Genomic DNA, 24,244 nt, shown 5'->3' with positions numbered 1-24,244 from the left:
TTTCCGAGCAAATTGCTCTTATTTAATTGATGTTTCTTGCTTAGGACTTCTTAGGAGTTACAGCCTTAGCCATATCATAACCATTAGAAATGATATAGTTGATGATAAGGTCTGCATCAGTACCTGTGATCTTAACCTTAGCAGGATCGCAAGCTGCGCCTGTGATATCCTGAGGATCAACAACGTCTGCGTTTACTCTGCCCTGAGCCTTGTCGAACTTGAACTCAGCGTCTGCAAGGAACTTATCCATGTCAGCAGCCATGTTTCTGATTGCAACAACGTCAGCAACGTTTACCTTACCGTCAACGTTAGCATCGCCCCACATTGTAACCTTGATTGTCTTAACATCATCAGGTGTCTTTGTAGTTGTAGTTGTTGTTGTCTTATCGTCAGGAGCCTTAGTTGTAGTTGTTGTTGTTGTTGTCTTATCGTCAGGCTTCTGAGTTGTAGTTGTTGTTACTACATCGCCAACAGTTACCTTAAGAGGAGTAAATGCTGTTGTGTAGTTGAAGCTTGTGTTATCCTTGAAGATCTTGCACTGGCTGTCGAAGCCGAGAGTGTAAGTACCGTTCTTAGCGGTTGAAGGAACCTTGATTGTGAGCATGAATGCTGTCTTGCCGTCTACAGGAACCATAGGTGTGTCGCCCTTAAGTGTAGCGTAGTTAGCACGGAGCTCTGAAAGGTTAGAGTTAACTGTCTTACCGTCGAATGCCTCTGTACCCTCACCGATGCTTGTGATCTCAAGACCGTCTGCCTTGAACTGAACGTCGAGAGCTGATACAGGCTTGCCGTTAGCAACGATGTTTACGTCAACGTCGATCTCATCGCCTGGCTTAGCTATGATCTCAGACTTGTTCTCTTCATACTTAACGAATGCGAAGTTGATATCAGCATCAGCTACAGGCTTTGTAGTTGTTGTTGTTGTTGTTGTCTTATCGTCAGGCTTCTTAGTAGTAGTTGTTGTTGTTTCCTGATTTACAGGAGGATTGCCAACAGTTACTGTAAGAGGAGTTGAAGCTGTCTTGTAGTTGAAGCTTGTGTTATCCTTGAAGATCTTGCACTGTGTATCAAAGTCGAGTGTGTATGTACCGTCCTTTGCATCTGAAGGAACTTCAATTGTGAGCATGAATGCTGACTTGCCATCTACAGGAACCATAGGTGTGTCGCCCTTAAGTGTAGCGTAGTTAGCACGGAGCTCTGAAAGGTTAGAGTTAACTGTCTTACCATCGAATGCCTCTGTACCCTCACCGATGCTTGTGATCTTGAGGCCGTTAGCCTTGAACTGAACATCGAGAGCTGATACAGGCTTGTTGCCGGCTGTGATGTTTACGTCAACATCGATCTTCTGGCCTGGTTTAGCTGTGATAGTATTCTTCTGGCTCTCATACTCTACGAAGCTGAATGAAACGTCAGCATCTGATACAGGAGGCTTAGTTGTTGTAGTTGTCTCCTTGTCAGGAGCCTTAGTTGTAGTTGTTGTGGTCTTATCAGGAGCCTTAGTTGTTGTTGTAGTCTCGTCTGTAGGACCATCAGTAACCTTGATTGTGAGCTCGCTGAGCTTGAGGTTACCTTCCTTCTTGGTATATCTTGTACCCTGGCTCTCTACCATTGGGCAAGGATTGTCGTTCTTGCCTGTAGCGTCTGTGTTGTAGTCACAGAACATAACCTTGTATGTACCAGCCTTGATATCCTGAGGGATAATTGTGTCGAATACATAGAAAGGATATGAATCAGACTTTTCGCCAGCCCAAGCATAATCTCTACCATCGTTCATCCATGAGCAGCCGATGAAGTAGTTGTCTGTCTTAGCAGCTGTCTGTGAAGACTCACAAGCCATCTGGTAAGCACCGCCAGCCTTATAGCCGTCTCTCTTGGACTTTGCATAACCAGCAAATGAGATATACTTGTTTGTTTCAAACTCTACATCGCCAAGCTTGTATGCCTTCTTCTCAGATGTGTAAGCATCGAGAGCAGGATCGTACATCTTGAACTGGATATCCTTGGAATCTGTTGTGATACTTGCAAGCATAGAACCAGTTGAGTTAACTGTTGCCTCTGAGTAGTATACAGCAGATGGGATTGTGTAACCGCCGGCAGGGATATCAGCCTTAGCGATAGTTATTTCTGACTTTGCAGAATCAGCGGAAGGATTCTGGATATCATATGTCTTAATAGATAATCCCTTGGAAGCGTCAGCAGCGCCTACTGTTGCAGGAACTACTGTGCATACCATTGATGCAGCCATACACAGTGATGTGACTGCAGAAATTAACTTTTTCATTTGTAATAATTCCTTTCTTTAGGTTTTTAAGCCTATTAATAAAAACATAAATTGGGTTTGTATTCCTTTGTAAGGGGGACAAATCAGATAATCTCGGATCAGAGCTCAGTAATGCTCTTGAGCAGCCACTTCTGGATCTTAAGAGCGTCTCCATTGGTGATGCCCTTTACGCTGTCATCAACATCGCCGTTTGCCTGTCCCTGAGCAGTAATGTGCTTGTCGTCAGATCCGGTAAGACCGTACTTGTTAGGGCTTGCAAGGCTCTGCATAATGAGAACAACGTCAGACATATCAACGCTTCCGTCGCAGTTAGCGTCGCCGCGTGTGATCTTGTCTGTAGGTGGCTGTGTAGTAGTTGTAACCGGCGTACCTACTGTAACGCTGCCGTTAACTAACGTTGTATCATACTTGACGGGCTTTTTGTCCTTCTCATAGCCACAGCTGATTTCCTTATTCTTAACGCCTGACTTTGAATAAAGTTCACGGTCGATAGGAATGATCTTGAGATCAGAAACTGTGCCGTTTGCAACGCCGCTTGCTACTTTACCCTTAATGGTGCAGAAAACGCCGTCACTCTTGAGCCAGTATGAAGCATCATCAGTAGATGTAGACCATGCCGCACTCGCCCAGCCCTCTGAGCTGTTAACTGTGCCCTCGAAGAGAGGTGCAAGAGATGCTGAGAGATCCTTTGAGTCAGAGCCGTTTTTAACGAGTGCTCCTGCCTCTATGGATTCGATTGTGAGTACCTTGCTGTCATAGGAAACAGCGAAGTCAAGGCACTGGATGCCGGAAGATGGGATATCAGCCAACGATACGTCCACCGAGAATGCTGCACCTGCCTCTGCGTTTACTTTGCCAACGGATATCTGCACTGTTTCGCCGGCAGCTACCGCAGGTGCGAGTGAGCAGACTGAAAGTGAAAGCATCGCAGCTAAAGCTCCGACGACTACCTTTTTTGTCTTCATTATTTTTTCCTCCTTCTTCAATAATGTTATATAACAAAGGAACCGATCGCCCCTTTTATTATATCTTGTCTTAATTGCAGCGGATACACCGTTCCGCCCTCCCTGCAAAACCACATCACCGATATACGAATGAAAGCTGTGCAAAGCGGTGGCTGTGAAGCCGCTGTCAGTCATACAGACGAGGCTAAGCTGTCCGAGCTGCGGTCGCATGGAACAGATTCTAAAGCGACGTATGTACACGCCTCTCAGAAGCTCCCCTCTGCCGTCAGCCTGTGACTAAAAGCTTGTGCTCTGCCAGCAGTGGTTTTGTCTCAAGACGCATCACACTGCCGTGATGGGATACTAAATCCCAAATCTATATTTATTCATGATTTCATTATATATCAGGTCTAAAAAAAAGTAAATAGGTTCATATCGTTTTTGGTATTTTACATAAACTGCAAAACTGTTTTTTGCACGGTTTGCACAATGGTAAAAATTCTGGAAAAGTCTTGCCAAACCCTATATTTGAACCAGAAATGAATTTATCAAATTATTTGTCGAGTTTCCTGAATTCCGCAGGAATCTGCTCGTCTATTATGCGGTTTATGACGTCCCAGCCGAACTCGGGATAGCTGCCCTGAGGCACTGCATACGGGAGTCCGTGACGCTCTGCCAGCTCGGGTGAATATTTGCTGTAGGGGTATATCTTCATGTTGGAGAATTCGCTCTCGTAATGAATGATAGTAGGTATGCAGCCCACATTTTCGAGCCTGAGCTCGTTGGTGTTTCCGTCGATAACGATATCGAAATCGGGCATCTCTCCCACAACGTTGAAGTTATCGGTCTGAGCACAGATGAAATTGCCCATTGAGTAATAAACGAAGCCCTTTGTGCCGTCGTCACGCTCTATCCACTCCATGGTCTCTGCGGTATGAGTATGACAGCCGAGTATCACATCAGCGCCCCAGTCCACCATTTTGTTGGCGAGCTCTATTCTGTCATCAGTGACCACAGTGGTATCGTCTTCGCCCCAGTGAGCGGAAACGATGACAACGTCTGCCAGCTGATCGGCTTCCTTGATCTGTCTCTCGATGACGTCCTCTTCCTCATTCTTGATGACTCTCAGCGGAACGTCGTCCAGCAGCGAATCAAAGCCGTTTATATGGTGCGCGTAAGCGAGGAATGCTATCTTGACGCCGTTGACCTCACGAACGCGGATATTGTTTGCGTCCTCTTCATTCAGATAAGCGCCGAGGACTGTCAGATTGTTCTCCTCAGCCTTCTGATTCCAGAATCTTATAGACTCCTCAAGACCGTCGGTGCCCATGTCAAGCAGGTGGTTGTTCGCCATGGTGAATACGTCGAATCCAAGGTCTATGACTGCGTCTGCGACCTCGGGCGGCGAGTTGAATATGAGCTGACCGCCGTCTGCACCGCGGATAGGGTTGCTCTGGGAGATGATAGTCTCCTGATTCAGTATGGCAAGGTCGGCTCCCTCAACGAGGTACTTCACCTCGGAATACATGGGCTTGAAGTCATAGCCCACGCCGCCTGCCAGCGCTTCGGCATTCTTGAATACCGAATAATGTATGAGATTATCGCCTGCCGCAACAACGTGAACGACCTTATCGGGCTGTTCCTCCGTTATCGGCTCCGTAGCTTCTGTTGTTTCAGCAGAAGAGCTGCCGCTTGTGACAGGCTGACCGTTATTGATTTCTGTACGTCCGACGACATTGCAGCTTACTACTCCTGCGATAAGTGCAGCAAGAACAGTGACTGCGCCGAAGGCACGTCCTTTTCTGAGTTTCATATAGGTCTCCTTTTTGATGAATGGCATAAAATCCATAAAAATCATGCCACTTATCCTTTTTTATTATATCACATTATTTTTAATTTGGCAATTACAAATTGTATCAAACTTAAATGAATTTACAACGCGTTTTAAGCACAATATGCTTAATTCCGCTCAAAAAAACAACGTATTTACGGCAAATTCTTCCGTTCAACTTTAGTATTATCCTATATTTGTTCATTCATACGAAGTTTTTACCTGTTTTTTGTACACTCTGACGATAACCCACTGTTTTGTCCACTTTGTATACAGAATGCGTAGTTTCGGATTCCCCAGCGTATAACAGGGCTCAAAGGCTTGCCTGTCTGCTGCGCTGAAGCTGAATGAACTCATCTGCCAGAGCCTCCGCCTCTGAATAGGAGGAAAGCTGATAGCAGCGTCCGCGGAATTTTGCCGAGCCGTAATAGCCGTTCATGTACCACGCCGCGTGTTTGCGGGCTTCGTGCATAGCGAGCTCCTCGCACTTTTCGCTGAGTTCAAGTATCAGGCGGATATGCTCCAGCATGACCTGCATTTTCGTTTCCAGAGCAGGCGGCTCGTATGCCCCGCCGCGTAGCTTCGCTTCTATCTCACGGAAAATAAAGGGATTTCCGTAGCTGCCGCGCCCTATCATCACAAGGTCGCAGCCTGTCTCGCCGTACATCTTCACGCAGGAGTCAGCGTCGGTGATATCGCCGTTTCCGATAACGGGAATGCTGACAGCTTCTTTCACAGCCTTTATCACGCTGCTGTCGGACTCGCCGCTGTAGAACATATCCCTTGTGCGCCCGTGAACTGCAACAGCCGAAGCTCCTGCTGCTTCGAGAGCCTTAGCCATCTCGGGAGCATTTATGCTCTCGGCATTCCAGCCGCTGCGTATCTTCACAGTGACGGGAGTCTCCCCTGCTGCCTTTACCGCAGCTTCTGTGATATCCGCCGCCAGCTTTACGTCCTTCATCAGCGCCGAGCCTGCCCCCGTCCCCACTACTTTCGGCACGGGACAGCCCATATTTATATCGATTATGTCGGGACTGTATTCCAGAACTATCTTCACAGCCTCCGCCATGAAGTCGGGCTCGCTGCCGAAAAGCTGCACCGCCATGGGACGCTCCTCGTCGGTGACTGTGCAGAGCTCCGCAGTCTTGCGGTCACTGTAGCATATGCCCTTTGCGGACACCATTTCGCTGACCACGTAAGCCGCGCCATACTTCTTGCACATGAGCCTGTATGCTCTGTCTGCAACTCCTGCCATGGGAGCAAGTGCGGCAGTTCTGGGGATAGTCACCCTTCCTATTTTAATTGTGTCAGTCATTATGCTGCTCCGCGGTATCGTTTTCCTTGTTCTTGAAAACAAAGACCTTACTGAGGATATAGTTTGCGATAAATATTACCACCTGACTGAGGAATGTGATAACGGTCTTGCTCACACCCAGCCAGTCGCAGAAGATGAGGAATATAGCCTCCTCCATGCCGAGAGTTGCAAGTCTTGCTCCGTAGAACGAAGCGAACACCTTCCAGAACTCCTTGGCGTTCTTGGTCTCGTTCTTGAAAACGTACTTCTTGTTGGTGAAGAACGCGAATGTTACCGCGCATATCCATGAGAATACAACGCCTGCGGTGCTCTCCCACTTGGGCTCGCCGGGAACCAGCTTGAAGAGCAGGAGCTTCGTAACGATAGACACTACGGTAGTCAGTCCGCCGAAAACGAGATAGAGCCACTTCTCTTCATATTTATAGTATATTTTCTGTAACGGCTTGGGGAGTATGGAAACGCACCACTTGATAAATTTCTCCATTTTAAATATCCTTTCGATTTACACTGCCATATTTGATAACAGTTATTATAATAGCAGTTTACGAAGGAAATTGCAAGCCATTTCATGCGATTTTGTAGGAATTATTGAAAATTTCAAACCCTTTGCTCCCTTACACATTAATAATCGCAGTAGGTCGTGAAAGTGTCACAAAAAACTGCAAATTTTGAAAAAACTCGGGAGTCTTTATTACAGACGGTATATTTATTTATCTATATTACACTAAGTCGGCAGTATTTATTTGTGCAATACTGCTATTGTATATAACTAAAAACTGTGATATAATACAAATAGATCGATTCTTTTACGCCGCCGAGCTTAAAAAAAGGCTTTTTCAGCGTATTATCGGGAATCAATTGTAAAAATATTCAAGCTCTGTTTTCATTTCACAGCAACCGCTATGGAATGTCAAAAAACTCCCCATAAGGGGAGCTTTTTTTATCTTTAAACTACTCACTACTTACTACTCACTACTAACTAATCGTTCTCAACTAAAAAAGGCGTGACAAAAGTCACGCCTTTTGATATTACTTGTTGAGATTTGCTTCGATCATGTCGAGCTCATCGTAAAGTGCCTGTGGGATATTTCCGCCCTTAGCCTTGATGTCCTCGTCATAGTATCTTCTCATCTCAGCGATCTCCTTCTTCCACTCTTCCTTATCAACTGTAAGGAGCATCTTGAGTGCGTCAGGAGTTACCTCGTCCTCGATACCCTTGAGGTTGATATCCTCAGCCTTAGGAAGGTATCCGATAGGAGTCTCAACAGCGTCAACTTCGCCGTCAACTCTCTTGATGATCCAGTCGAGAACTCTCATGTTGTCGCCGAAACCAGGCCAGAGGAAGTTGCCCTGATCGTCTGTTCTGAACCAGTTTACGTTGAAGATCTTAGGAGCCTTGCTGCCCAGTCTTGCGCCCATTTCGAGCCAGTGTGCCCAGTAGTCGCCTACGTTGTAGCCGATGAATGGCTTCATAGCCATAGGATCGTGACGGAGTACGCCTACAGCACCTGTAGCAGCAGCAGTTGTCTCAGAAGAAACAGCTGAACCGATGTATGTACCGTGTGTCCAGTCGAATGACTGATATACGAGAGGAGCAGTTGTAGCTCTTCTGCCGCCGAAGATGATAGCAGATACAGGAACGCCCTCAGGATTGTTGAACTCAGGAGAGATGCATGGGCAGTTCTTAGCAGGAGCTGTGAATCTTGAGTTTGGATGAGCAAGCTTGTTGCCTGCAGCAGTATAAGCCTCGCCGTCTACCTTCTCGCCCTTCCACTCTGTAGCGTCCTTGGGAGGATTCTCTGTGAGCTTCTCCCACCATGGAGTATTGTCAGAGTTATCGAGAGCAACGTTTGTGAAGATTGCGCCGTTCTTTGTACAAGCAAGAGCGTTGTAGTTTGACTTAGCGTTTGTTCCGGGAGCAACGCCGAAGAAGCCGTTCTCAGGGTTGATAGCGTAGAGTCTGCCGTCCTTGCCTGGCTTCATCCAAGCGATATCGTCGCCGACTGTGAATATCTCATAGCCGTCCTTCTTGTATCCCTCAGGTGGGATAAGCATAGCCAGATTGGTCTTACCGCAAGCTGATGGGAATGCAGCTGTGATGTACTTAACTTCGCCGTTAGGCTTCTTAACGCCGAGGATAAGCATATGCTCAGCCATCCAAGCCTCGTTCTTGCCCTGGAATGAAGCGATACGGAGTGCGAAGCACTTCTTGCCGAGGAGAACGTTTCCGCCGTAAGCAGAGTTGATAGACCAGATTGTATTTTCCTCTGGGAACTGAACGATGTATCTCTTCTCGGGATCAACGTCAGCCTTTGAGTGGAGACCTCTTACGAAATCGTCGGAAGTATCACCGAGGTTCTCGAAAGCCTGTTTACCCATACGTGTCATGATGTTCATGTTAAGAACAACGTAGATAGAGTCAGTAACCTCAACGCCTACCTTAGCAAGAGGAGAACCGATAGGTCCCATTGAATAAGGGATAACGTACATTGTTCTGCCCTTCATAACGCCGTTGTACATAGGAGTAAGGAGAGCCTTCATCTCATCGGGAGCCATCCAGTTGTTTGTAGGACCTGCACCCTTCTTTTCCTTTGAGCAGATGAAAGTTCTGTCCTCAACACGGGCAACGTCGTTAGCACGGGTTCTGTGATAGAGACAATTCGGATACTTTTCCTGATTCAGCTTGTACATTTTGTCCCAGCTGTCATCTGGAAGTGAAGTTACCTCTTCGATAAGAGCGTCGATCTGCTCCTGAGAGCCGTCGATCCAAACTACCTTATCAGGCTGGCAGAGAGCTACCATTTCGTCTACCCACTTTAATACGTTAGGGTTTTTTGTCAGTGACATTGTATAATACCTCCTAAAAAATTATCATGTAATGTGCGGAAATAAGCACCGCAGCACGGAGCGTCCGACAAAAGCCAAACGTTCCTCTGATACTATTATATCTGTTTTTTGTCAATGTGTCAATAGCGGCAGAGGGTATTTTTTAGGAATAGCAATATTACTCGTAAACAATGCAAAAATTGCTGTAAACGAAGGCTAACGGCCTGCAAAAAGCGGTAAACCGTTTTTGTGATATATAAAAAAAGGAACGTTGTTATATTTTTGTCAATGCATGAAACAAAAATTTCTCCCGAAAATTTGCGGTTTTTATTGCTTTTTCTCCTCATTTGTGTTATAATTGATTAGTTTTGTGTGTAGGGAACGGCGCCCTCGCCGTTCCAATGTAGGGGCTGGCGTCCTCGACAGCCCGTTGTAGGGGCGGATATTATCCGCCCGTTAAGGGACGCCGTGCTGCAATAGAATATGTAGGGGCTGATGCCCACATCAGCCCGATTTATTATTAACCTAACGGGGCGATGTAGGCATCGCCCCCTACAGGCTAACTAAAGACAAATAGCTTTCCCGAAAGGAGTGCTCATGGAAAAGAAGAAAAAAACCACCAACTGCGAGACCTGTACAAACTACGTCTACGACGAGGACTACGACTGCTACGTCTGTATGATAAACCTTGACGAGGACGAAATGTACCGCTTTTTGCAGGGCACCAACTACTCCTGTCCGTACTATCGGCTTGACGACGAATACGGAGTAGTCCGCCACCAGAATTAATATATGACGCGGCTCCCTGCTGAGCCGTCAGCGTGAAGCTCCGCCACCTCTGCCTGACCGTTATGGCAGAGCTCTCCCAGCACGGTTATGATGTCACATTCGGGAGCTATCCCCTGCTTCACAGCCTGCTCGGTGATACCGATGAGGTGCTCTGCGTCGTTTTCTCGGAGAAGTTCCTCTCCGCTGCCGCTGTAGACCACGGTGCAGGAGGGCGACAGCTTCCAGTGCTCGAGCATATGCTTAAGAAGGGGCAGCGAATCCTCTCCGTCAACGATGACGAGCTCGGTATAGCCCGTGAATACAGGCTTGCCGCCGATGAGCTCCGCGGAGCTCTTGGCTGAGTCGATATCACTGCCGCTGCCGACTATGGGTTCATCTTCGTCAAAAAAAGAAAAGGTAAGCTGTCCGCTTCGGGATATTGCGGCAGCGCGAAGATAGCTCCGCTCGTGGATACGTCCAGATGCGCAGCCTGCGGATAATATCAGCGCCGTTACGGCAGCTGAAGCAAAAATCATTCTGTTCAAGAGACATCTCCTTTTATTTTTTACTGAATTAACTGATTGTTCATAAAAATACTTTAAAATATCAACACTGTTCCCCCCGAAATATGATACTATTATTATGAGAAATTGTAGGAGGTGAGTCAATGCAGCTTACTGACACCTCAGAGAAAAACATTATAAACGTAGTGGAACAATTCGACTATTCGACGCAGGACGACGGCTACAATCAAAGCTTTATCAAATGGCGGAAAAATAAGGATAATCCATATTCATTCAACTTCAAAATGGACCGCAGAGAAAGTGTTTTTGTTGACGGAAAGGGCTTTGAAAGCAAGTCTCTCCCGACTGCCGAGCGCAACTGCGTCATCAAGATAATGAACGTTGCAGGTATAGCAATGCTCATGTGGGTAGTTATCGACAATATCATCAGCAAGGCAGTTATATCATTATTCAGCTTTCTCGGCTTTGATATACATACCTCATTTTTCAGCACAGGCTTTTACGGCGGAGATGTCGAGATAGTCACATCTCTCATACTTATCGGCTTGATGAAGGTGATACTGCCTGCATGGTATGTTCACTGGAAACTCAAAATGCCGTTAAAGGCTCAATATATGACCAGACTGCGGCATTCCTCGGATATGATAGCAACTCTTTGTATGTCGCTGGCAGCAAGCGCAGTGACCAGCCTGCCCAACATATACACCAACAGAACAAGGCAGGTATTCAATTACTTCCGAGAGATAGACGCAGACGCCACCGCATGGGACCAGCAGCAGTTCATCATCTATGCGATATTTGATATAGTCGTTGTATCGGTAATGTCCGAGCTGTTTTTCCGAGGCGCTATATTCGGAGCTCTCCGCCAGTTCGGCGACCTGTTCGCTGTTGTGGTGACTTCAATGATGTCGGCGCTCCTTGTGCAGGACGTCCGCGAGTTCCCTGCCGCACTTCTCATGTCTGCTATCGCAGCCGCAGGAATGCTGAGAAGCGGCTCCATACTCACAGCCGTATACGTGCAGATAATCTTCAAGCTCTACCGAATGGCACTGATACTTCTTGAATCAACGTCAGTGGACAGCGCTTTCCTGAAACGCAACATCTTTATCCTCGCGGTATTCATATTCGGTGTTGCAGGAGTCAGTCTGTTATATATACTCGGCAAGAAAAAGAACCACCACAGGATCGCGTCATATAAGTCCGAGATAACTATGTGGCAGCGACTCGTCATCGCATTCAGGAGCTACCCTGTGCCCGCTGTTGTGGGAGTATGCGTAATGGCTGCGCTTATAAAGCTCATACTATAAAACAAGGAGCATTTCCATGGATAAATATATGTCCCGGGCACTGGAGCTGGCAAGAGAAGCCTTTGACGAGGGAGAAGTCCCCGTAGGCGCAGTTGTGGTAAAAAAGACCACAGGCGAAATTGTCGGTGAGGGACGGAATATGCGCGAGGGAGCAAAAAACGCTCTTGCTCACGCCGAGATAATGGCTATAGACGAAGCCTGCCGTACTCTTGGAGGCTGGCGGCTCCCCGAATGTGCCATATACGTTACTCTTGAACCCTGTCCCATGTGCTGCGGAGCTATTATAAACTCCCGTATCGACAACGTAATTTTCGGAGCATACGACGTAAAAAGCGGCTCTGCCGTATCTGTGCAGAAGATGTTCGAGCTCCCCTACAACTACCGTCCCGAAGTAACGGGCGGCGTAATGGAGGAGGAGTGCTCGGCTATACTGTCGGAATTCTTCCGACAGCTCCGCGAGAAAAAAAGCCGCAACTAAGGTCCGCGCCTATCCGCTGCCAATGGCAGCGGATTTTTTTGCGCCTACAGGCGCAATAAGCAGCGCGGCTGCTGCCGCGCAGGCGCGGACCGTGAGCAGTTCCCTGCCGTTGATAATGAAAGCCGCTCCGATAACTAAAGCAATGACAGTAAAACTGCGCCAGCGCTGAAAGCGCGGAAGTAGCTCACCGAAAAGATAAGCTCCCGTCATGACCTGCAAGGTCACTGAGAATATCGCCAGAACCGAGAAAACCACCAGAAACAGCGAGTCTATTCGCTGCGCCTCAAAGGGCTGGGAGAGCTGCGCAGCCGTGATAACGGGAAATTCCGTAAGCTCCATGATACCGCCGACAACAGGCAGCACCGTTACTATTACTGCTGTGACAGCAGCAGCTTTTGCCGCGAAGTACGCCGTCAGTGCCTTGCTCTTGTCTCCCTTGACGCTGTCAAGCCACACCGCCATGCTCCCGAGACTGCCGCTGAGCCCGAAGCCCCTCAGTATCTCTCCAAGCAAGCCTCGCTTCTCAGGCAGCGAAACGTTGCTCCACTCCGCATTGAACAAGGCGCTGACAAGGTCAACGGACAGGCTCAGCAGAGCCATTACAGCGGCTATGACAGCCGCCCGTGTCACCGATTTTATACCTGTTGACGAAGCATACAGGCACACCAGCGCGATAAGTCCTGCGGTCATGAGACTTCCCCATATACCGTGGCTCGCCTCATATGGGATATAGACAGCGCTCCTTGTACGCCACAGTGAAACGAACAGAGCTCCGCCGCTAAAAACCGCATAGACAAGGAAAAAGACCTGCGCCCACTTTTTAAGCGCACCGCCCTGTACCGCAAAGCACATCGCCGCAAGATACTGCACCGCCGTACCTGCCAGTATCCCCCACAAAGTCCCGAGGGAAATGCCGCCGAAGCAGCAGCAGAGGCTGAACAGGTCCGTTATGAGCAGCAGTGCCGTAAACTGAAATTTCGATATCCTATTCATGATACTCCTCAACAGTGAAGCCGCGGCTCTGAAGCTTCTTTATGCCGCTGCGAACAGCCGTATCGCCCATGCCGCTCTTTCTGAAAGGCGACAGGGGCGCCATGTACGGAAAGCCGTAGTCCTCCGTAGCGCAGATATTCACCAGTACCGCGCAGGCAAGGAGACTGATACCGAAAAGCCCCAGCGCTCCTCCTGAAATGAGAAACGCGAACCTCAGCACAGTCACCTGCGGATTCAGCTCGGGAACAACAAGTCCTCCCAGAACCGAAAGCGCCGTCATAGTCAGCAGCGGAGTGCTGACCAGTCCCGAATTTACAGCAGCGTCGCCGATGATAAGTCCGCTGATTATACTGACTGCTCCGCCCACAGGCTTAGGCAGCCGAACCCCTGCCTCACGTATGACCTCGTACATTATCAGCACGAAAAAAGCCTCCGTTACTATGGACAGCGGAGCTTTTTTCTCCGAGTCTACAAGGAGCATGAACAGGGTGCTGTTCAGCAGCTCGGGGTGATACATGACTATGGCAACATAAAATGACGGCAGAAGAACCGCTATGAGAAATGCTCCGTATTTCAGCCAGCGAATGAAAGTGGCGTAGTAGGGCTTGTAAGCGTAGTCGTCCAGCGTCTGAAAGCTCTCACAGAACAGCCGCGGAATTACTATTGCGTAGGGAACGCCGTCCACCAGCAGAGCCACACGCCCTTCTATAAGCTTGGAGCACAGCACGTCGGGACGCTCGGTAGTTCCCGTGGAATCAAACAGCTCAAAGCTGCCGTTCTCCACAAAGGGGCGCAGATATCCCGTGGTCAGCACAGCTTCAAGCTCCACTCTGTCAAGAGAGCGCCGTATCCTTTCCATAAGCGCCTTTGGTACGCGGTCTTTCATATAGCACAGGCATATATCCGTGGAGCTCTTATCCCCTTTTTTCGACAGCTCCATGACCAGCTCGGGAGACTTTATCCGCCTGCGTATCTGCGACATATTAGTGCGGACTGTCTCCGTGAAGCCCTCATGTGCTCCCATGATATTGCCCTCGCCGAGCGGCTCCTGAACTCCCCGTGTATTGTAGCCCTGAACTCCGAAAGCAAGCCCCGTGGTCATGCCCTCCGCAAGAAGCACCGCAAAGCCCGAATTCATCAGCTGAAAAAGGGTATCGTAGTCCCCGACCTCGGGGCGGTCAGTGGACAGCAGAAGCTCCTCGTTTATATAGTGGAACAGCCCATGGGAGTCCTTTTGCTGAGGTATATCGGTAATGGGCTCGAATATGAGCTCCGTTATGACCGATGCGGAGACCATACCCTCGCAGCACAGCAGAGCGCAGTGTATACCGCCTGTCACGAAGCGGTTTATGAGCACGTCCGACGAGCCCCCCGAAACGGAGCGTATCTTCTGAATGCTGCTGTCGAGAACGGGCAGCAGTCCGCCTTTTTCCATACATCTCACCTCAGCGGTATTATGCGCTGATTTTGCATTATTATACCTGTAGTGGCGGATATTCCTTTAGCTTGTAGGGGGCGGCGTTCCGCCGCCCGTGTAAAACCGTACATATACAGTATCATCTGTAGGGGCTGGCGTCCTCGACAGCCCATTTAAGCCGCCTTGCAAGAGAAGGCGTCCCTAATAATAAAAGCCGCCCGTATATCAATACAGACGGCTGCGATATTCAGCGCTTATATTTTGAATATATCCTTTTATAAGTAAGAAACAGTACAGGTATCCCGACGATAGTTCCCACAGCGACAACTATCCCTGCCGCCTCTGAGTTCAGAGCTCCCAGAACAGCAGCCAGCCAGAAAATTGCAGAAAAACAAAGCCACATGATACCGTTTGCTCTGTTGTAGGCAGGGATATCCGAGATCTCACTTTCTTTGACCTCTTTCCCCGACCAGAACCACATGGGCTTTTTCCGCCTCCATGCGCAGATACCAAGACAGGTAAACAAAATGCCAATGGGAATCATAATGATAAGCCACAGAACTCTTTCCATACCTACACCTCCCAAGAAAAAACTATTCTTTAATCGAAAACTCAGCATAGATGACCTGTTCATCGAAATCACCCGTACCTCTGAAATTCATAAACTCCTTGCCTATGCGGTATTCGCCTACGGACAGCTTTCCGTAAAGCCATTCCCAATCCACATCAAAGGTCGATTTTTCACCCTTTGGAATAATTCTCGCCATTGCAAGCCAGCCGACCTCTTCTTTTGTGATGTACTTAACGTCTTTCCATTTTGAATTTTTCTTTCTCTGAACTACAAATTCTTCTCCTGTTTCCAGCTGCGCTATATTTTCTCCACCAGACTGTTCGCAGACGAGAGTCAGACCGCTTGGAGTCACATTTTCCGCCGTCAGCGTAATGCCCCAATCATACTGCATATCGTTATCAGAGGGCTGACCGCTGTCGGTATTACTGCCGCAGCTTACAAGTGCAAGTACAAATATTGATAGTAAAGCTATTGCGATGATTCTTTTCATGTCAGTACGTCCTTTTCTCAGATTTTTCTATCAGAAAGGGCGGATATTATCCGCCCCTACATTATTTCTTTATCTTCATAGAGATATCGAAGCACTTAACGGAATGAGTAAGGGCACCGAGAGAGATTATATCCACGCCTGTCTCAGCCACGGAGCGGATATTCTCGGCGGTAACATTGCCCGAAGCTTCAAGGAGAGCCTTGCCGCCTGCTATCTCCACAGCCTGCTTCATCTCGTCACAGCTCATATTGTCCAGCATGATAATCTCAACGCCTGTAGCAAGAGCCTCGTGGAGCTCCTCCAGTGTGCGGACTTCAACTTCTATCTTGACAGTATGACCTATCTTCTCACGGAGAGCATTGACAGCCGCAGTTATACCGCCGTATGCGTCGATGTGATTGTCCTTGAGCATAGCCGCATCGGAGAGATTGAAACGGTGATTCTTTCCGCCGCCTACAGTTACCGCGTACTTTTGCAGGGCGCGAAGTCCGGGGAGAGTCTTTCTTGTGTCGGTAACGGCAGCCTTAGTGCCCTTGACAAGCTCCACGCACTTGTTTGTTGCGGTAGCTATACCCGACATATGCTGCAAGAGGTTGAGAGCTGTTCTCTCGCCTTTGAGGAGAGTAAGAGTGCTGCCTTCAAGCTCAGCGATAATGTCGCCCTTCTGGACCTTTGTGCCGTCCTGAAGAAGTATTTTGAAGTCAACGTCGCCGCCTGCGAGGTCGAAAACGCGCTTAGCGACCTCTATACCGCAGACCACGCCTGTGTCCTTGGCAACGTAATAAGCGGAGCTTCTGTGTTCGGCAGGGATAAGGTTATCTGCAGCCGCGTCGATGTAGTTTATGTCCTCCATGAGGGCAGTGGTTATGATATTGTCAACATAGCATTGTAAAAGCTTCATAATAATCTTCCTTTCTGTTGTAAATCAAAATTTAGCGTAGTAACTTGCGGAACCCATGAACGGGATTCCAAAGGGACTGTGTTCCTTTGGTCAGGTCAAGGGCTGACAGCCCTTGTGGGGTGTGGGGCAAGCTTAACAAGCCCGTCCCCTTTGTCGCCGTGCGACATCTCCCCACACTGTGGGGAGTAACCCCACAGTTACGAAGGCGCTCCTAACAGGAGCGAGTACCCTCTGCCCTATGGGCATCTCCCTGTACTACAGGGAGTAACCGCAAGGGGTGAATCAAAAAACAGTCCAGTGGACTGTTTTTCAAGAGGGTGACTCCCTACAGTGTAGGGAGATGTCAGCAAAGCTGACAGAGGGTGCCGGACACGATTAGTGTCGCCCTGCAAGTGAGGGCGTCCCTTAACGGGGCGATGTGGTCATCGCCCCCTACAGCACCCATTTTCGGGACGTCGAGGACGCCGTCCCCTACTTAGTTCTTGGATCTTAGCTCTTAGTTCTTATCACGATTTGTACTTCGAGTCGATACACAGGAACTCCTCAAGGGTAAGTCCAGAATCATATACCTCTTTCGCAAGCTCCTTGCCCAGATAACGGACGTGCCACGACTCGTACATATAGCCTGTTATATTCTCCTTGCCCTTTGGGTATCGGAGTATAAAGCCATACTTATAGCAATTCGCCGCAAGCCACTTTGCCTCGGGAGTATTCGTAAATGCGGAGCTCGCATAGTTTATATCCATTGCAAGTCCCGTCTGATGCTCGGAATGTCCTGCCCTTGCAGAATACGTATCAGCCGCATTCTTTCCGTCACGGGCAACGTAACCGTTGTAAAGCTGATTCTGATAATCGTATGAGCGGAAGCCCGAGCATATACTAAGGTTCAGTCCTGCCTTTTTTGCGTCAGCCTGCATGATATTGAAAGCCGCCTGCGCGTCGGGAAGTATCTTCCCCGGGTTGTAGTCCGAGGGCAGAGCGTAGGTCTTATTTGCGATAAGTATGCCGTTTACATAGGTTATACCGTTCCTGACCTCTATTTCCTGCTTGGTAAAGGTCTCCTTTGTGCCGACGTCCCATGCGATAGTAAAATGCATGGAATCGGTACGGGTTATCTTTCCCTCGGTATTGTTATCGGTGCTGCCGAAGTGAAAAACTATATCCTCACCGTTGGGAGCGTACTCAAAACGGCTTATATTCTTATTCTTGTCGGTGAGCTTTCCGCTGAGCCCGTTTATTTCGTAAACGCTGCCGTTTGTACTCACCCAGCGCCCCGTGAGGAGCTCCGATGATTTTATGCTGTTATCACAGAAATAACGGAATGTTTCAGTCCTGCCGTACTCCCATTTCAGCGTAAAGGAGTTTTCATCGCTCCATGTGATGAAAGCGGTAACAGTATCGCCGCTTTTCATTTTCAGGACCACCATATCCTCGTCGCACTCAATGGCGAAATCGCTTACGCCGCCTGTAGTGGGATCAATAACAGTACCATTGCCTTCGCCGAAGCTGAAATAGCGCTTGCCGCCTGCGGTATCGCCTATCCATGTGCCTTTCGGGAGCTTATTCCTGCTCCTGAGGATAATGTCCTGCATTTCCGCAAGGTCAAAGGTGTCGATATTGCCGTCGCAGTTTATATCAGCGGCTATGGACTGATTCTCGTTGAGACCGTAGCGTCCCAGCAGATAGTTTTTCAGGAGTACGATATCTGCGACGGATACCCTGTCATCGCGGCTTATATCGCCTTTTACAAGTACAGCCGCACCTAATGCCGCAAAGGGCTGCGCATAGCCTGCGATAACTGCCGCAGCAGCTGCCGAAGCCGTAAAACGTCCTATTCTTGTCACAGATATCACCTCACAAATAAAGTCAAAAAGAAGAAATTACTGCATTACCTCACCGAGGATAATGTAAGCAACAGTAACGATAGACTTTGCAAGAACAAAGTCTGCGTCAACGAAGTAGCCGCCGTTTATAAGGTCGTCACGTATTTCCTTTACGCGCTTGAAGCCCTCTGCCGCAGCCTTTTTATCGGGTATAACAAAGTAGCAGTTCTGAAGTATCTTTCTTGTCTCTGTACGAACTCCCTTTGGTATACGGGGCGCTCCCATATGAGCGTCGAACTCAGCCTCCTCAAAATCCTTGGGGGCATCTGCCATTTTTGAAGCTATATCGTTAGCCGCATGGCGTGAGAAAACAAGAGCTTCAAGGAGAGAATTGCTGGCGAGACGGTTGCTGCCGTGGACTCCCGTGTGGGAGCATTCGCCGCAGGCATAGAGATTAGGCAGGCTGGTCTCGGAGTTGTTGTCAACGTCGATACCGCCCATGAGATAGTGCTGGCACGGGAATATAGGTACAGGCTCCTTGGTAAGGTCGTAGCCCTGCTCCAAAAGGTTCTTGTATATCATGGGGAAGCGCTTTTTCAGGAACTCGCTGTCCTTATAGCTTATGTCGAGATAGAAGTCTGTAGAATTCTGCTTGCGTGATTCAAGGACGATAGCGTGAGAAACCACATCTCTCGGAGCGAGCTCCAGACGCTCGTCGTAGTTGTGCATGAAGCGCTCCTTCTTGCAGTTGAGGAGGTAAGCTCCCTCGCCGCGTACAGCCTCTGAAATAAGGAAGCACTCACGGGTAGCGCGGTTGTTGAAGGCTGTCGGGTGGAACTGCACATAGCTGAGGTTCTTTATCTTAGCGCCCATTTCATAGGCAAAGGTTATACCGTCGCCTGTTGCGATAGCGGAGTTTGTGGTGAACTGGTAAACACGTCCGATACCGCCTGTAGCCAGTATCATGAAGTGACAGTTGCAAGTCTCGTAGCTGTCGTCGGGCAGCTTGAGAAATGCGGAGTAGCCTGTCTTTGTGCGCTTAACGCCGCACATGATAGTATTCTCCATGATAGTCACATTGCTGAGCTTCTGAACGTTTTCGAGGAGAGTCGATGTTATCTCCTTGCCTGTAGCGTCAGCGTGGTGGAAGATACGGTGGTGGCTGTGACCGCCCTCGAGGGTGCGGTGGTATGTACCGTCGGGGTTCTTGTCGAACTCAACGCCCAGCTCGATGATATGCTCGATATCCTGTGCAGCCTCGCTTACGAGGGTATGAACGGCTTCAACGTTGTTCTTGAAGCTTCCTGCGATGAGGGTATCGTTCTGGTGGTACTGGATATTGTCGCTTGGGGAGTTGTACACGCCTGCGATACCGCCCTGCGCCAGTGAGGAATTGCACAGCGGCAGGTCGCGCTTGCAGAGGATAAGGATATTTAGCTCCTTAGGTAGATTGATAGCCGCGTAGAGACCTGCTGCTCCGCAGCCTGCTATAATAACATCATAATTCTTGGACATGATATGGACCGTCCTTTACATAAAAATATATACACTATTATTATAACACACTAATCGTGAAAAGTAAATCCAAATTTTGCGATTTCTTCCTCTGTAGGGAGTCACCCTCGGCGTTCCGCGAATTACAAAAAAACTAAAATGACCATATGTAGGGGGCGATGCCCACATCGCCCCGTTGCCTTCGTTTTATTTTGACGGGCTGATGTGGGCATCAGCCCCTACAAACAATTAACCATGTAGGGACAACCATTGGTCGTCCACAAAAATAATGTTCGTTTTCCAAGCGGATGCGCAATGCGCGTCCCTACAGGGCATAACAAAAGGGCGGATAATATCCGCCCCTACAAGCTATTTCTTCTTCCATTTCAGCAGCACAAAGGCTGTAACGCCCGTCAGCAGAGCCGTAAGGCTCAGCGCCACCCATGTATGGTTGAACGGGATATCCTCGGTATTGATACCGTAGAACGCAAACATGATATTGGGTATCTCAAGAATAATGGTGACAATAGTCAAACGCCACATTACTATGCTCTGGTTATTTGAGATTATGGACGAGAAGCCGTCCATCATACTGGACAAAATTCCCGAATAGATACTCGCCATTTCAATAGCCTGCTTCATCTCAATGAGCACATCTTCCAGTAGATCCTGATCCTCGTCGTAGAGTTTTATAACTCTGCCGCGGAAGATCTTCTCGATAGTGGCTTCATTGGCTTTCAGTGAAGTAGAGAAATATACGAGAGACTTCTCCAATGCAAGGAGCTGCATGAGAAGCTCGTTCTTCATGGCGTCGTGGAGCTCCTGCTCGGCAGCCGATGATATCTTGTCTATCTGTTTCAGGTAGGTAAGAAACAGAGCCGATATCCTCAGCAGCAGCTGAAGCACGAATCTTGTCTTGAAATCGGGGCGGAGATTGCGTATGCCGCCTCTCTTAGCCTCGCTTATTATCTGAGTTTCGCGGATAGAGATAGTGAAAACGTACTCCTCCGTAACGATTATACCCATTGGCAGGGTATAGAAGTTTTTGGTCTTGTCCTCGTCAACAGCAGATACAGGAGTATCTATGATAACGAGAGTCTGATCGTCCTCGCGCTCGATACGGGACGACTCCTCCTCATCGAGAGCAGACTTAACGAAGCCGCTGTCCAGACCGTAGTCCTCGATAAGCTCCTTCACCTCTACGGGAGTCGGATCAATAACCGATATCCAGCAGCCGGCAGACGGAGCCTCGCACTGAGTCAGCGAGCCGTTAATATAGCTGTAAAAGTTTATCATTGTCATTTCGGGTCAGCCTGCACCGTTGCAGACCTTCCCTGCTCCTTTCGCCGAAATTCACTTCGGCAAAGGGACGAGAGCATTATCGTCTGCCGAAGCGTGGAATATTTTTCAAATTCCCATAAGGGTCAGAACTCATAATGCACCTCCAAAAATTCATGATACAGTAATATTATAGCAAATATCGTTCTCAATTACAAGTACTTTTCAAAAAAAAAGCTGCCGGACTTTCGTCCGACAGCCTTGGATAATTGATATTATTCAATATCAGTCGTCATTTCTCTTTCTTGAACGGGCTGCAAAAGCACCGCCTGCTGCAAGTGCGAGTATCGCAAATGCTGCGCTGATTCCCTTTACGCCTGTCTGAGGAGAATTTGATGTAGCCTTTTTCTTTGTAGTAGTAGCTACCTTTGATGTAGTTGCTTTAGTAGTTGTTGCAGTGGTCGTTGTAGTCTCATCTGTAGTTGTAGTAGTCTCGGCTGTTGTAGTAGTGGTTCTTGACATTTCGTCACTGTCCATAGTGGTGAATGTCGTTGTTGTAGTTGTTGCAGTAGTTGTAGTTGTTCTTGAGAAGTTCATGTTTGCTGTATCGTTTGTTGTAGTAGTAGTTACAACTGCCTCGTCTATCATAACGATAGTCTGCTCGGAGGTTGCCTTGCCGTCAACAGAAACTACCTTGCCGTCGATGATCTCGAATATGATATCTGTTGCCACAACAAAGCCTGTAGGAGCAGCTACCTCGTGGAGAGTATAGTTACCGTCATCAAGCTTTATCTCTGTAGCAGATGTACCTGAGATCCATGAAGCAGCCGTGCCTGTCTTCTTAACGAACTTTGCACCATCGCCAAGCTCGATGTCGCCTTCCTCAAAGACTACTTCCCTGCCGCTCTTGTCCTTACCTGAGATACTAAGCTCAGCACCTGGAACTTCAGCTCCGTAGATATCCTGCTTGTCGATCTTAACCAGAGCAGTAACAGTAGTTGTTACTGTTGTGGTAGTTGCAGCAGTTGTTGTGGTGGTTGTGGTTGTTGTAGTTGTAGTTGTAGATGTAGTTGTTGAAGTAGTAGTCGTTGTTGTAGGAGTTGTTGTGGAGGTCGTAGTTGTGGTAGTTGTAGTCGTCGTAGTAGTTGTTGTTGTCGTGGTGGTGGTCGTTGTTGTAGTTGTTGTAGTAGTAACGATTATCTCGTCTACCATTTCAACTGTATCCGCAGACTTGCCGCCCTTGACTACCTTGCCGTCCTTGACCTCGAATGTAACAGTTGTTGCCTTCTCATAACCCTTAGGAGCTGCAAGCTCTTCGAGGGTATATGTTCCGTCTGCAACTGAAACGATAGTCTTTTCGTCGCCTGAGAGCCATACAAGAGCACTGCCGACGCTGTTGACAGCCTCGCCGCCCTTGCCTACTGTAAGCTGACCGTCCTTGAAGGTAATAGCCTTACCGTCTGTACCCTTACCTGTGAGAGTAAGCTTAGCGCCCTTGACTTCCTTGCCGTTCAGGTCATCGACCTTGTTGATGTTTACCTTAGCAAGTGTAGTTGTTGTGGTCGCTGTAGTTGTTACACTGGTAGTAGTTGTTGAAGTCGTTGTGGTCGTGCTTGTTGTCGTGGTAGTAGTTGTTGTAGTTGTGGTGGTAGTTGTAGTAGTAGTTACTATTCTCTTATCTACCATTTCAACTGTGTTGTCGGACTTGCCGCCGCTTACTACCTTGCCGTCCTTGACCACAAAGGTTATTCTTGTAGCAGTCTCGTATCCGTTAGGAGCTGCAAGCTCATCGAGCACATAAGTACCGTCTGTAACAGATATGATAGTCTTTTCATCGCCTGAGAGCCATACAAGAGCTCCGCCGACGCTGTTGATAGCCTCGCCGCCCTTGCCTACATTAAGCTGACCGTCCTTGAATTCGATAGGATTGCCTGCTGTATCTCTGCCGACGAGAGTGAGCTTAGCGTTCTTGACTACATTGCCGCCGAGGTCGTCCACCTTATTGATGTTGACCTTAGCAAGTGTAGTTGTAGTTGTCGAAGTTGTAGTAGGTGTAGTTGTTGTGGTTGTAGTAGTTGTGGTAGTTGTTGTTGTAGTAGTTGTTGTTGTAGTGCTTGTTGTAGTTGTAGTGCTTGTTGTAGTTGTAGTGCTTGTTGTAGTTGTAGTGCTTGTTGTAGTTGTAGTAGTGGTGGTTGTAGAAGTTGTAGTTGTAGTAGTTGTAGTTGTAGTGGTGGTTGTAGAAGTTGTTGTTGTGGTGGTTGCCTGAGCGTCGCATACCTCGATAGCATTTCCTGCCTTGTCTACAAAGTAGTAGCCGTCAGTCGATGTCTTGTCGTGGTCTGCCTTGATATCCTTGCCCTTAGCGTCAACTATCTTGCTGTTCTTGATAGTGAACTGGAGCTCGGAAGTGATTACATCATAAACCTTGCCGCCGCTTGTGAACTGTTCGCCTGTTTCCTTCAGCTTGTAGTTACCGTCCTTGAGTGCCTGAACTATCTTTGCAGTATCGCCTGATACCCATTGGATACCGATAACGTTCTTGCTGCTGTCGTAAACCTGAACGAAGTCCTTATCGCCGCTGTTAGCTGCAACAATTGAAGTCCAGTCAACGTCGGGATTGGTTATTTCGAGTGTAGCTCCCTTTATCTCGTTTTCGCCTGTGATATCCTTCTTGCTGATAGTTACGTAGTTAGCGTCCTCGATAATGAGAGTATCGCCGCCCTCAGCAAATGAGGTCTTGCCGTTTGTTACAGCGTCAACGCTTGTAACAACGCCGTTCTCAACAGTGAATGTGAACTTGGAAACTACTGAATAGCCGTTAGGAGCAGCTGTCTCTTCGAGAGAGTACTTGCCGTCCTTAAGACCTGTGAACTTTGTGCTGTTGCCTGTGAATGTTGTGGACTTGTCATCCTTTGTAAGCTTCTTGTCGCCTACTGTTACTCCCTCGAGAGTCTTGCCCTCGTCCTCAGCTGTGAGCACGAATGTTGCCTTGCCTGCGGACTC

The 24,244-nt window shown here is 48.3% G+C and carries 19 protein-coding genes; 3 read left to right on the top strand and 16 right to left on the bottom strand.

The features are described 5' to 3' along the window. Nucleotides 1–40: 40 nt before the first annotated feature. The 6 genes from BT105_RS09735 to BT105_RS09710 form a co-directional block, all read right to left on the bottom strand. Nucleotides 41–2,281: a hypothetical protein gene (locus tag BT105_RS09735; RefSeq protein WP_072300562.1), complete on the bottom strand. Its 2,241-nt coding sequence runs from the start codon at nucleotides 2,279–2,281 to the stop codon at nucleotides 41–43. A gap of 98 nt (nucleotides 2,282–2,379) precedes the next feature. Then, nucleotides 2,380–3,246, bottom strand: coding sequence for a cohesin domain-containing protein (locus BT105_RS09730; protein ID WP_072300561.1), 867 nt, complete (start codon nucleotides 3,244–3,246; stop codon nucleotides 2,380–2,382). A gap of 532 nt (nucleotides 3,247–3,778) precedes the next feature. After that, on the bottom strand, nucleotides 3,779–5,038 hold the full coding sequence (locus BT105_RS09725) for a CapA family protein (protein ID WP_072300680.1): 1,260 nt from the start codon (nucleotides 5,036–5,038) through the stop codon (nucleotides 3,779–3,781). Between the two features lie 331 nt (nucleotides 5,039–5,369). Further along, on the bottom strand, nucleotides 5,370–6,371 hold the full coding sequence (gene dusB / locus BT105_RS09720; protein WP_072300559.1) for a tRNA dihydrouridine synthase DusB: 1,002 nt from the start codon (nucleotides 6,369–6,371) through the stop codon (nucleotides 5,370–5,372). Further along, nucleotides 6,364–6,855, bottom strand: a complete 492-nt coding sequence (locus BT105_RS09715; RefSeq protein WP_072300557.1) for a GtrA family protein — start codon at nucleotides 6,853–6,855, stop codon at nucleotides 6,364–6,366. Before BT105_RS09715 ends, dusB begins: the two co-directional genes overlap by 8 nt. 545 nt (nucleotides 6,856–7,400) lie before the next feature. Beyond that, complete coding sequence (locus BT105_RS09710) at nucleotides 7,401–9,218, bottom strand: phosphoenolpyruvate carboxykinase (GTP) (RefSeq protein WP_177243958.1); 1,818 nt, start codon at nucleotides 9,216–9,218, stop codon at nucleotides 7,401–7,403. Between the two features lie 576 nt (nucleotides 9,219–9,794). Between BT105_RS09710 and BT105_RS09705 the strand changes: the two genes are divergently transcribed. Then, nucleotides 9,795–9,986 carry a DUF6472 family protein gene (locus BT105_RS09705; RefSeq protein ID WP_072300555.1) on the top strand — a complete coding sequence of 64 codons (192 nt, stop codon included), beginning with the start codon at nucleotides 9,795–9,797 and terminating at the stop codon, nucleotides 9,984–9,986. Here the strand turns inward: BT105_RS09705 and BT105_RS09700 are convergent. Next, nucleotides 9,983–10,510, bottom strand: a complete 528-nt coding sequence (locus BT105_RS09700) for a Ger(x)C family spore germination protein (protein WP_072300553.1) — start codon at nucleotides 10,508–10,510, stop codon at nucleotides 9,983–9,985. The genes BT105_RS09705 and BT105_RS09700 overlap by 4 nt on opposite strands. A 122-nt stretch (nucleotides 10,511–10,632) precedes the next feature. Here BT105_RS09700 and BT105_RS09695 point away from each other — a divergent pair, with 122 nt between their 5' ends. Together BT105_RS09695 and BT105_RS09690 are read left to right on the top strand one after the other, a co-directional pair. Then, entirely contained in the window at nucleotides 10,633–11,796 is a 1,164-nt protein-coding gene (locus BT105_RS09695) for a CPBP family intramembrane glutamic endopeptidase (RefSeq protein ID WP_072300551.1), read from the top strand. 16 nt (nucleotides 11,797–11,812) lie between these two features. Beyond that, complete coding sequence (locus BT105_RS09690) at nucleotides 11,813–12,274, top strand: nucleoside deaminase (RefSeq protein ID WP_072300549.1); 462 nt, start codon at nucleotides 11,813–11,815, stop codon at nucleotides 12,272–12,274. Between the two features lie 9 nt (nucleotides 12,275–12,283). On the opposite strand, the gene BT105_RS09685 is transcribed toward BT105_RS09690, so the two are convergent. From BT105_RS09685 to BT105_RS15045, 9 genes are all read right to left on the bottom strand, one after another. Next, nucleotides 12,284–13,267 carry a hypothetical protein gene (locus tag BT105_RS09685; protein WP_072300548.1) on the bottom strand — a complete coding sequence of 328 codons (984 nt, stop codon included), beginning with the start codon at nucleotides 13,265–13,267 and terminating at the stop codon, nucleotides 12,284–12,286. Then, on the bottom strand, nucleotides 13,260–14,702 hold the full coding sequence (locus tag BT105_RS09680) for a spore germination protein (RefSeq protein WP_072300539.1): 1,443 nt from the start codon (nucleotides 14,700–14,702) through the stop codon (nucleotides 13,260–13,262). The genes BT105_RS09685 and BT105_RS09680 overlap by 8 nt, the downstream gene beginning before the upstream one ends. A gap of 229 nt (nucleotides 14,703–14,931) precedes the next feature. Then, nucleotides 14,932–15,255, bottom strand: a complete 324-nt coding sequence (locus tag BT105_RS09675) for a hypothetical protein (protein WP_072300537.1) — start codon at nucleotides 15,253–15,255, stop codon at nucleotides 14,932–14,934. 22 nt (nucleotides 15,256–15,277) lie between these two features. Then, entirely contained in the window at nucleotides 15,278–15,745 is a 468-nt protein-coding gene (locus BT105_RS09670) for an immunoglobulin-like domain-containing protein (RefSeq protein WP_072300536.1), read from the bottom strand. Between the two features lie 61 nt (nucleotides 15,746–15,806). After that, complete coding sequence (nadC, locus tag BT105_RS09665) at nucleotides 15,807–16,646, bottom strand: carboxylating nicotinate-nucleotide diphosphorylase (protein ID WP_072300533.1); 840 nt, start codon at nucleotides 16,644–16,646, stop codon at nucleotides 15,807–15,809. Nucleotides 16,647–17,152: 506 nt separating this feature from the next. Next, nucleotides 17,153–18,490: a D-alanyl-D-alanine carboxypeptidase family protein gene (locus tag BT105_RS15050; protein ID WP_072300531.1), complete on the bottom strand. Its 1,338-nt coding sequence runs from the start codon at nucleotides 18,488–18,490 to the stop codon at nucleotides 17,153–17,155. Between the two features lie 36 nt (nucleotides 18,491–18,526). Next, entirely contained in the window at nucleotides 18,527–19,984 is a 1,458-nt protein-coding gene (locus BT105_RS09655) for an L-aspartate oxidase (protein ID WP_028516013.1), read from the bottom strand. Between the two features lie 348 nt (nucleotides 19,985–20,332). Beyond that, complete coding sequence (locus BT105_RS09650; protein ID WP_072300678.1) at nucleotides 20,333–21,259, bottom strand: magnesium transporter CorA family protein; 927 nt, start codon at nucleotides 21,257–21,259, stop codon at nucleotides 20,333–20,335. A 267-nt stretch (nucleotides 21,260–21,526) separates the two neighbouring features. Continuing rightward, the coding region (locus BT105_RS15045) for a prealbumin-like fold domain-containing protein (protein ID WP_177243957.1) at nucleotides 21,527–24,244 on the bottom strand (2,718 nt) is incomplete at its 5' end.

This window comes from Ruminococcus flavefaciens, assembly GCF_900119075.1.
Lineage (GTDB): Bacteria > Bacillota > Clostridia > Oscillospirales > Ruminococcaceae > Ruminococcus > Ruminococcus flavefaciens_Q.
Note: the sequence above shows the minus strand (reverse complement) of the source record. Positions and strands in the feature narration are given on the sequence as shown.

What these genes read in the sequence shown, in the direction of transcription:
- BT105_RS09655 (WP_028516013.1), bottom strand. Translation starts at nt 19,984, where the DNA reads ATGTCCAAGAATTATGATGTTATTATAGCAGGCTGCGGAGCAGCAGGT.
- BT105_RS09705 (WP_072300555.1), top strand. Translation starts at nt 9,795, where the DNA reads ATGGAAAAGAAGAAAAAAACCACCAACTGCGAGACCTGTACAAACTAC.
- BT105_RS09670 (WP_072300536.1), bottom strand. Translation starts at nt 15,745, where the DNA reads ATGAAAAGAATCATCGCAATAGCTTTACTATCAATATTTGTACTTGCA.
- BT105_RS09710 (WP_177243958.1), bottom strand. Translation starts at nt 9,218, where the DNA reads ATGTCACTGACAAAAAACCCTAACGTATTAAAGTGGGTAGACGAAATG.
- BT105_RS09675 (WP_072300537.1), bottom strand. Translation starts at nt 15,255, where the DNA reads ATGGAAAGAGTTCTGTGGCTTATCATTATGATTCCCATTGGCATTTTG.
- BT105_RS09735 (WP_072300562.1), bottom strand. Translation starts at nt 2,281, where the DNA reads ATGAAAAAGTTAATTTCTGCAGTCACATCACTGTGTATGGCTGCATCA.
- BT105_RS09685 (WP_072300548.1), bottom strand. Translation starts at nt 13,267, where the DNA reads ATGAATAGGATATCGAAATTTCAGTTTACGGCACTGCTGCTCATAACG.
- BT105_RS09725 (WP_072300680.1), bottom strand. Translation starts at nt 5,038, where the DNA reads ATGAAACTCAGAAAAGGACGTGCCTTCGGCGCAGTCACTGTTCTTGCT.
- BT105_RS09715 (WP_072300557.1), bottom strand. Translation starts at nt 6,855, where the DNA reads ATGGAGAAATTTATCAAGTGGTGCGTTTCCATACTCCCCAAGCCGTTA.
- dusB (WP_072300559.1), bottom strand. Translation starts at nt 6,371, where the DNA reads ATGACTGACACAATTAAAATAGGAAGGGTGACTATCCCCAGAACTGCC.
- BT105_RS09690 (WP_072300549.1), top strand. Translation starts at nt 11,813, where the DNA reads ATGGATAAATATATGTCCCGGGCACTGGAGCTGGCAAGAGAAGCCTTT.
- BT105_RS09695 (WP_072300551.1), top strand. Translation starts at nt 10,633, where the DNA reads ATGCAGCTTACTGACACCTCAGAGAAAAACATTATAAACGTAGTGGAA.
- BT105_RS09650 (WP_072300678.1), bottom strand. Translation starts at nt 21,259, where the DNA reads ATGATAAACTTTTACAGCTATATTAACGGCTCGCTGACTCAGTGCGAG.
- nadC (WP_072300533.1), bottom strand. Translation starts at nt 16,646, where the DNA reads ATGAAGCTTTTACAATGCTATGTTGACAATATCATAACCACTGCCCTC.
- BT105_RS09680 (WP_072300539.1), bottom strand. Translation starts at nt 14,702, where the DNA reads ATGGAAAAAGGCGGACTGCTGCCCGTTCTCGACAGCAGCATTCAGAAG.
- BT105_RS09730 (WP_072300561.1), bottom strand. Translation starts at nt 3,246, where the DNA reads ATGAAGACAAAAAAGGTAGTCGTCGGAGCTTTAGCTGCGATGCTTTCA.